The 8,288-nt window shown below is 35.2% G+C and carries 6 protein-coding genes; all 6 read left to right on the top strand.

Annotated features, from left to right (window positions below):
• Nucleotides 1–1,485, top strand: coding sequence for an ATP-binding protein (locus tag ACFQ38_RS00615; RefSeq protein ID WP_381479521.1), 1,485 nt, complete (start codon nucleotides 1–3; stop codon nucleotides 1,483–1,485).
• On the top strand, nucleotides 1,482–2,984 hold the full coding sequence (locus ACFQ38_RS00620; RefSeq protein WP_381479513.1) for a TnsD family Tn7-like transposition protein: 1,503 nt from the start codon (nucleotides 1,482–1,484) through the stop codon (nucleotides 2,982–2,984). The genes ACFQ38_RS00615 and ACFQ38_RS00620 overlap by 4 nt, the downstream gene beginning before the upstream one ends.
• Before the next feature lie 251 nt (nucleotides 2,985–3,235).
• Nucleotides 3,236–5,215 (top strand): ATP-dependent nuclease, encoded by a 1,980-nt coding sequence (locus tag ACFQ38_RS00625; RefSeq protein WP_381479514.1) that lies wholly within the window; start codon nucleotides 3,236–3,238, stop codon nucleotides 5,213–5,215.
• Complete coding sequence (locus ACFQ38_RS00630; protein ID WP_381479515.1) at nucleotides 5,208–6,992, top strand: UvrD-helicase domain-containing protein; 1,785 nt, start codon at nucleotides 5,208–5,210, stop codon at nucleotides 6,990–6,992. Before ACFQ38_RS00625 ends, ACFQ38_RS00630 begins: the two co-directional genes overlap by 8 nt.
• 103 nt (nucleotides 6,993–7,095) lie before the next feature.
• Entirely contained in the window at nucleotides 7,096–7,806 is a 711-nt protein-coding gene (locus ACFQ38_RS00635; RefSeq protein WP_381479516.1) for a hypothetical protein, read from the top strand.
• Nucleotides 7,807–7,874: 68 nt separating this feature from the next.
• Nucleotides 7,875–8,204: a hypothetical protein gene (locus ACFQ38_RS00640; protein WP_381479517.1), complete on the top strand. Its 330-nt coding sequence runs from the start codon at nucleotides 7,875–7,877 to the stop codon at nucleotides 8,202–8,204.
• Nucleotides 8,205–8,288: the final 84 nt, after the last annotated feature.

Genomic DNA, 8,288 nt, shown 5'->3' on the forward strand with positions numbered 1-8,288 from the left:
GTGCAGGAAATTTTTCTTCCAAACGGGATGGAAGCAATACAGGCAAGTTATACTGAATATCCACTTGATGAGTTTAATCAAAATCCTTTTATACAAGCTTTGCCACCATTAGCGGATAAGTCAACAATTATAAAAAAGCTTGCAATGAATCCATCATTTGATGAGCAAGAAAGACAAATGGAATCCGTTTATCGCTTACAAATGATCAGCAGGCTATACCAGTTTTTTCAGCCACTCCCCATCCACTTGGAGATTTGGGACATGATAAACAATCTTTTAATACAAGGTTATTTAGCGAGAAATCCATTTGATCCAGCTTATAAACGCTATTTACATGAGACTGGAAAGCAAATCATCAACCGTACATTTGATATTAATAGTAGACAAAACTTCCGTACGACAGCGGGATGTGGAACTTTGATTGGACTATCGGGCATGGGGAAGACGACATCGGTTGGTCGGGTGTTAAGCAATATTCCACAGGTTGTTATTCATAACGAGTATAGGGGCCAGCATTTTAATCAAATTCAGCTTGTTTGGTTAAAGTTAGATGCACCTTCAACATCATCTTTAAAAGCCTTGTGCCTGCAGTTTTTTATGAGGGTTGACGAGTTGCTTGGCACGAACAACTATAAAAAATATGTATCACGAAATGCGTCAGTCGATATGATGTTGCCTCTAATTGGACAACTTGCTCAGAATATTGGGCTTGGATTACTAATTATTGATGAGACTCAAAATATTAAAGGACGTGGTGCAGACCAAATCATGAATTTTTTTGTGAGTCTTATTAACTCAGGAGTAAATCTTGCTATTATTGGAACGCCTGGAGCTTATGGTCTGTTTGGAGACGAATTAAGAATTGCAAGAAGGCTAACGGGTAATTCGGAAATAATTTTCAACAACATGGATTACAATGATGAGTTTAAGTTCTTGCTGGAGTCTATGTGGCGGTATCAATGGACAAAGAAGTTCACTCCGCTTACAGAGGAGTTTGCAAAAGTTATCTATGATGAAACCCAAGGGATTTCCGATTTGATTGTAAAGATATTTGTTTATTCTCAGCGGAAAGCAATATCGACAGGTAAAGAAGAATTGACTGTTGAACTTATACGAAATGTTGCCAACGAAAAGTTCAAATTGATGAGGGAGATGCTGAATGCAATACGTACAGGCAACCCTTATAAGATAGCAAAATATGAAGATATAAGAAGGATTGAGAGTGCAACAATTCAGTCGGCTAATGAACACCCCCGTAAGCCGTTAAAAGCCAAGAATAACGAGAAGTCCCGAAAAAATGAAGCAAAAGACGTACCGACAATGCCTCAAGTAAAAAAAGCGAAGCGGAATACAGCATACGCAGAGGGTGACCTTAGACTTCTATTGAAGAATGGAGTTAAGCAAGAGAAAACTCCCTATGAAGTTCTCTCAGAGCATGGCTTCATTGATGACATGGTGCAGTGGAATGTTGGTGTGAATTCATGATCAACTTTCTGCCCGTAATGTATGATGATGAACTGTTGTATAGTGTTATTGCTCGTTATAAGCAAATGTGTGGTATGGTAAGCAACCAAGCAATGGTAAAAGATATATTTGGTAAGTTGATCATTATGAAATCAACATTATTCCCTAAACATCTTGATGCTTTTGTGCAAAATCTGCCTCCAACTTCAAAGCTAACGACAAAGGAAATTATTATGAAACATACGATGTTTCCTTTTTACACTTCATTTTTATCTGAAGAAAAAGCTCAGTCTATATATGAAATAATGGCTGAAGGTAAAGGAAGGGCAGTTGAAAGTCTAATTGGGTTTGGGGGAAGCAAGGTGAAAATCCCAATTTATCTACGATATTGTCCAATCTGTTTTGAAAACGATATAAAAAAGTATGGTGAGAGCTATTTCCGCAGATCCCACCAAATTGTTGGTGTTTTATATTGTTCAAAGCATGAAGTTTTGTTAAAAGATAGCACTGTACTTAGTACGGAAAGCGGATTTGACTTTAAATGTGCGGATGCGGAAGTGTGTGATATAGCGGTTTTGACAGATCCATTCCCGACAAGAATAAAAGAGTTGAATCTTCAATACACCCATAATGCCGAACGCTTATTGAAGGATGACTATCCCCGCAAACAACTTGATTTTATTATTAGCTTCTATATTGATAAGTTGCGGAGTAAGGGCTTAGCCTCTGACAACGGAAATTTGTACATGAATGATGTGCAAGAAGAGTTCTTATCTTACTTCCCAGATGCTTATTTAGAAATCATGCAGAGTGCTATTGATCCAGAGAATCCCACTAATTGGTTAAGGTTTTTCGTAAGAAGCAACAATAAGAATCGAAGCCCATTAAGGCATTTGCTGTTTCTTCAGTTTCTTGATGTAGATATTAACGAACTTTTTCAGACAACTACTGTGGTTGGTAAACAGAAGATTGTTGAAGAGTTCACCCCCCTGTTTGATATTAATGAAAGAAGAAATATGTGGCTGAAAATAATTGAAGAACACAAAGGGGCAACCAGAAGCGAATTAAAAGAAATAGGAAAAGGTCTGCATACGTGGATTTTTAGATACGATCGTGAATGGTATGAGAAAGTAACTCCAAGAGTGAAAACGAGAAAACCAAGAACCGATCCTGTTGATTGGGAGCAAAAAGATGAAGAGTGCTTAATGCTTGCTAAAGAGGCAGTAAAGGCTATTTTGAATAAAAGTGGAAAGCCCGTCAGAGTAACTCCTTGGAGGATCAAATTGACGATTGGTGCAAGGAGATGGTTTGAAAATGAGAAATTGGTTCGAACCCAACAATTTTTGCGGGAATCCAAAGAGGATATAAGTAATTATCGTGTTCGGAAAATCAGGTGGGCAATTGATGAGTTGAGCAAGCAGGATGGGAGCATTACTGCTTATAAGGTGCAACTATATGCAGGGTTTGGCGGTGGAGGTAGGGAGATTCGGGGATTGATAGAAGAGATTCTTGCAGAATAAAAGAAGGTGCTAAATTATCAATTTTAAAAACATGATAATTTGGCACCTTTTTTGATGCTAACTTCCTGTCATAAAAGAAATGCCAGGTTTGAATAGTTTTCGCAACTTGCTTTTGATCACCAAATTACATTTTATCATTTCCATCTAACCAACATATAGATTCCGTCAATAGTCCCGTCAATGGAATTAATTATGATAACATATTCTTATAGGGTTGATTATACGGAAAATTTCGAAGGGGAGGAAAGTAAATGTACATTTCAAGTTTAAAGATTAATAACTTTAGATGTTTCAAGGAAATAAAAGTTGACTTCAATGAAGGTATAAACGTTATAATTGGGGCCAATAATGCGGGGAAAACGACACTTACGAAGGCTTTAGAGCTAATCTTTAACCGATCTAACTCTAAAAAGATTTCAATAGATGATTTTCATAAGAAAGTAGACTTATCAATTCCACCAGAGATTTCAATTGAGGCAACTTTAAAATCATCCTCAAAGGATACTACAGAAGATAAAGCTATAGTAGCAAGCTGGCTGACTAAATTAGAAACACCTTGGGAAGCAACACTTACTTATAAACATTTTCTGCCTGAACAGGAACACAAGGCGTATGTAGAAAAGTATGAAAGTCTATCGGAAGAAAAGGAAAGATGGGCATTATTAGAATCAACTCTGAAAAAATATGTTACAAGGATTTATGGTGGAGATATAGTAAATAAAATGCGTGCAGAAGGAGAGCACTTAGATAAAATTCATTGTGAAACGTTAGACGCCCTCAGGGATGTAGAAAGAAAGATGTTTACAGGAAGAAATACACTATTAAAACAGTTACTCCTACATTTTAAGGACTCGTTGTCTAATAATGATCAGAAAGATTTAACAGCAACAGACGACAAACAGAACCAAAAAACATTTACACAACAGGCAAATTTATTAGTAGAAGGGATAATTGGAAGGGTAAACCAAAAGGAAATTCTTGAATTTGCAAAAAAGACTGGAGCTTCTGTCGGGGGCTCACCAGCATTAGATGGATACTTACAAGAGAGTGATGTTTTGTCAACATTGCGTTTAATTATCAAAGATAAAACAGGCATTGAGATCCCGATAATAAATAATGGTATGGGATATAATAATTTAATTTTTATATCGTTAATATTATCAAAGTTCAAGATGATTACTTCAGATGAATATGGTGAGAATGCAAAAGCATTCCCAATTCTAATTATTGAAGAACCAGAAGCACACCTCCATCCAGCTTTACAATATAATTTTTTGAAGTTTCTTAAGGAGGAGGTAGAAGCTCAAAGTTTTAGTAGGCAAATATTTGTAACAACTCATTCAACACAAATTACATCTGCAGTTGGATTGAAACCAATTATTTGTTTAGAAAAAGATGATAAAGGTGAAATATTTGCCAAGTATCCAAGCAAAGTATTTTCAAGTAGTGAAGAAGACCAGAAATCTAAAAAATACGTTGAACGATTTCTTGATGCTACTAAATCAGCTATGCTATTTTCGAAATCAGTTTTATTAGTTGAAGGCATGGCGGAGCTTATTCTTCTCCCTTTATTGGCGGAAAGGGAAGGAACTGATTTAGAAAAACATCATGTTTCTCTCGTAAGGGCTGATGCTCTCACATTTAAGCATTTTATCAAATTATTCGGAGCTGGTATTAAGCAAGAGAATACGAAATTCGCACTTAAAAAAAGAGTAGCTTGTCTTGTAGATCCCGATCCTACGAAGATTGAAAAAAAGAGGGATGACGATAAACAAAAGCATAGAAGATGGAAAAAATGTTGGCCGTATGAACTGAACAGTGATTTGGACAGTTATGAATACAAAGACATTTCTGGTGCTTTACAAAATTTATTAGCACAAAAAAAGCATTCATCTAATGTTGATGTTTTTTATAAAAAGTCAAAAGGCAAAACATTCGAATATGATTTGGCTTGGGATAACTATAAAAGTGATTGGCTATTCGACGAATCCATTGAAATAGTAAAGGATAATGAACTTATAGAAATGATTTCTTGTGAAGAAGAAAAAGAAAAGGCTAAAATGGCTACGAGCTTTTTGTTATACGCAAATGACCAAAAGGGCGAACTTGCATTCATTTTGGCAAGCAAATTGGAAGAGAAATCAAATGAAATAAATGTTCCCTTACATATAAAACAGGCATTTAGATGGGTTTCTGAAAAAGATAATAGCGGAGGAGAAGGGGATGAATAAAAGGATAACAATTTCTTCAGATGGAAAAATACTTGACCTAAATCGCCATTTTAAAGTCATAGCGGGTCCAGGAGCGGGGAAAACACATTGGCTTATCGGGCATATTAAGAATGTTCTTCAGAATGCTTCAAATTTCACCGCAAACTCAAGGATAGCATGCATCACATATACAGCTGTAGGGGCAGAAGAAATGTCAAAACGTTTAGGAGCAAATACTGACAGAGTAGATATCTCTACTATTCATAGCTTTTTGTATATCAATGTCGTTAAGCCTTATGTACATCTTTTAGTTGATGAAAATAATGAAAGAATTGTTAATGTGGAAAAGTTGGATGGACACTTTGAAAATATAGCAACAGGGGGAAAGATTTTTCAGTGGCAAAAAGAAGTAAATAATCTACAGTATATTAATAACAAAGAAGAAATAAAAGAATGCCTGGAAAGTTTGGACTGGATCCTTGAGGAAGGTTCATTTATCTTGAAACCCCGAAAAGACTACAAAAGAAGAGTAGGTAATTATTCTATTAAAGTCGAGGATTTACCAGTATACAAACAACTACATTGGAATGAGGGAATGATTCATCATGAAGATGTTCTTTATTTCTCATATAAAATATTGGAAAAGTACCCCATGATTCTGGAACATTTAAGTGCAAAGTATCCTTTTATGTTTATTGATGAATTTCAGGATACAAGCCCTATCCAAGCTGAAATAGTTAAGTGGTTAGGGAGCACTGGTACAGTAATAGGAGTTATTGGAGATCCAGCACAGTCAATCTATCGCTTTCAAGGGGCTTCCAGACAAGACTTTATAGACTTTTACTTGCCTAATCAAATGGAATTAGAGATCGAGAATAATAGGAGATCTGGGACCAAGATTGTTAATCTTATAAATCATCTAAGAACTGGTGACTCTTTAATCCAAAAATGCACCCGAAAAAACAGTGCTAATGAAGTTCAAATTATTGAGTGTACAGGAGATGTAAAACAAACAATAAAGCATTTTCATGACTTGAGAGGAGAGCTTAGGCTCAATAAGGATTATTGCATCTTAACTCGAAATAATAATACCGTAAAGATAATCAACGAAGTAGAGGTTACAGAAGTTTGGTCAGATTTCAGTGGAATTGATGAAGATCGTGAAAGATTATTGAAAGCACTACTTACCGCATATAGATTAGTAAAAGATAATCGGAACGATGTTGCTATTAAGGAGATAATTCGACACTTGAAAACCAATCGAAAAGGCATATTGAAGGCTCCGTTTCAAAAAGACCAGTATATAAGCGAGATTTCCAAAAGGGGTTTGGCAGTAGATATACTCGAATTTATTGTAACTGAAATTAACCAATCATTGAACCTGACACTGTATAACTTTTATAATTCTTTGAACGATTTTACAAAGAAAAAAGGATTCTCATTAAAGAATGTAATAAAAAGTAGATTTAAAGATTTTTCAGAAACCATCTTGATTTCAGAGTTACTAAACAACATAATTTTGCCCGAAGAAAGAACGTCCAAAATTAGAACTATTCATAAAGCAAAAGGTGCTGAGTTTGAATCAGTATTACTTTATTTAACCGATCTGAGCGATGTTGAAAAAATTATTAAACCACAAATTGAATCGGAAAAGAGTGATGATTCAAGAATTCTTTATGTAGCATTAAGTCGTGCAGAGGATTTTTTATGCATTGCCTGTCCACCATTGGGAAGTGAAATAAAAAAAGAATTGGATGCGATTAATATTGTAGACACTTTAAATATACACATTAATTAAATTTGAATAAGCCTTTTCTTGAGTGGAATTCTTTTTCAAAGGTTCCAAATAGTTTGCTTGAAGATTTTTCAACGTTTGCGTAAAGCAGGATGGAGGAATATTCATGGAATTTGATATCCAGTTTCCAGTCAAAGGGAAAAAATTATTCGAATCTACTAACAAATATTTGGAGTTCTCCCATTTTGGTTGGGGTAATATTAACTACCAATTTTATGGATATATTAGGGGCTATAAGAGATCTGCTGATACATTGGTTGAATTTGCGTTGGCATCTAATAGGATAGAAATATTAGATACTTACATTTTTCCCGTTTTATTTTTGTATAGACAATTTATTGAACTCTCACTAAAATCTTTGTACTTGGAGTATGCAGATAAACCTATGGATGAAAAAATACAAACAATTAAACAAGTTAGCCACAACTTAGCACAAATGTGGAATAAATTGAAACCGACTTTGATTGATGCAAGTAATAACAAAAGTGAAGAAGAAATTGTAAATGTAGTTGAAGGCTATATCATGCAATACCATAACTTCGACAAAGGATCCTTTAAATTTAGATATCCTATTGATAAAGATGCTAATCCCCTAATAAAAGGTGAAGAGAGAATAGACCTTGTAAACTTGAAAGAGCGGATGACAGAACTGGATAACTTTTTTAGTGGTGCAGACGGCCACTTGGATTATTTAAAAACGTGTAAATATGAGCAGGAGCAATATTTAAGGGAAATTGAAGCAGAAATGCAGGCGGAATATGAGGCGGAAATGAAAGCAGAGTATGAAGCAGAAATGCGTGCTAATATGGAGTGGTAGGGTGTTTCTAACTCTGTCGGTGAAAGTGAATACCTGCTTTAGCTGGGAATAAAAAAGGGGGTGTAACAATGCAAAGTTTAGAGGAGTATATTGCCCGTAGAAAAAAAGAAGATCATATAAATGAGTTTAATGTTGATGAACGTATGGAGAATGTGCAGATATGTGTAAATTATGTCTTCGAGTATTTTAACCAGTATCTGAATATAGACGAGATGGAGCAAAAAACATTCCTGAATGATGAGCGGTTAAATAAGTTCAGGAATCAATTGGGTATGTATGAGAAAGCAATCCAGGATTGGCTTATTAATATTTACGATGTTCATGAAAAGCATATTCATCGTTCAATTATTAGCATTTTGAAGAAAGATGACATATTTTTTCGGGTAATCGGAAAATAGTGTGGAAAGAGGGCTAAAAAGTACCCTCTTCCATAGACTTGGTAAGTGTGGAAAAATCAGCTCCATAGATTTCCTCATACACCC

The organism is Sporosarcina contaminans (assembly GCF_042679045.1).
In the GTDB taxonomy this organism is placed as follows: domain Bacteria; phylum Bacillota; class Bacilli; order Bacillales_A; family Planococcaceae; genus Sporosarcina; species Sporosarcina contaminans.

Excerpts from the sequence above, each read along its gene's own strand:
- ACFQ38_RS00640 (WP_381479517.1), top strand. The coding sequence starts at position 7,875 with ATGCAAAGTTTAGAGGAGTATATTGCCCGTAGAAAAAAAGAAGATCAT.
- ACFQ38_RS00630 (WP_381479515.1), top strand. The coding sequence starts at position 5,208 with ATGAATAAAAGGATAACAATTTCTTCAGATGGAAAAATACTTGACCTA.
- ACFQ38_RS00620 (WP_381479513.1), top strand. The coding sequence starts at position 1,482 with ATGATCAACTTTCTGCCCGTAATGTATGATGATGAACTGTTGTATAGT.
- ACFQ38_RS00635 (WP_381479516.1), top strand. The coding sequence starts at position 7,096 with ATGGAATTTGATATCCAGTTTCCAGTCAAAGGGAAAAAATTATTCGAA.
- ACFQ38_RS00625 (WP_381479514.1), top strand. The coding sequence starts at position 3,236 with ATGTACATTTCAAGTTTAAAGATTAATAACTTTAGATGTTTCAAGGAA.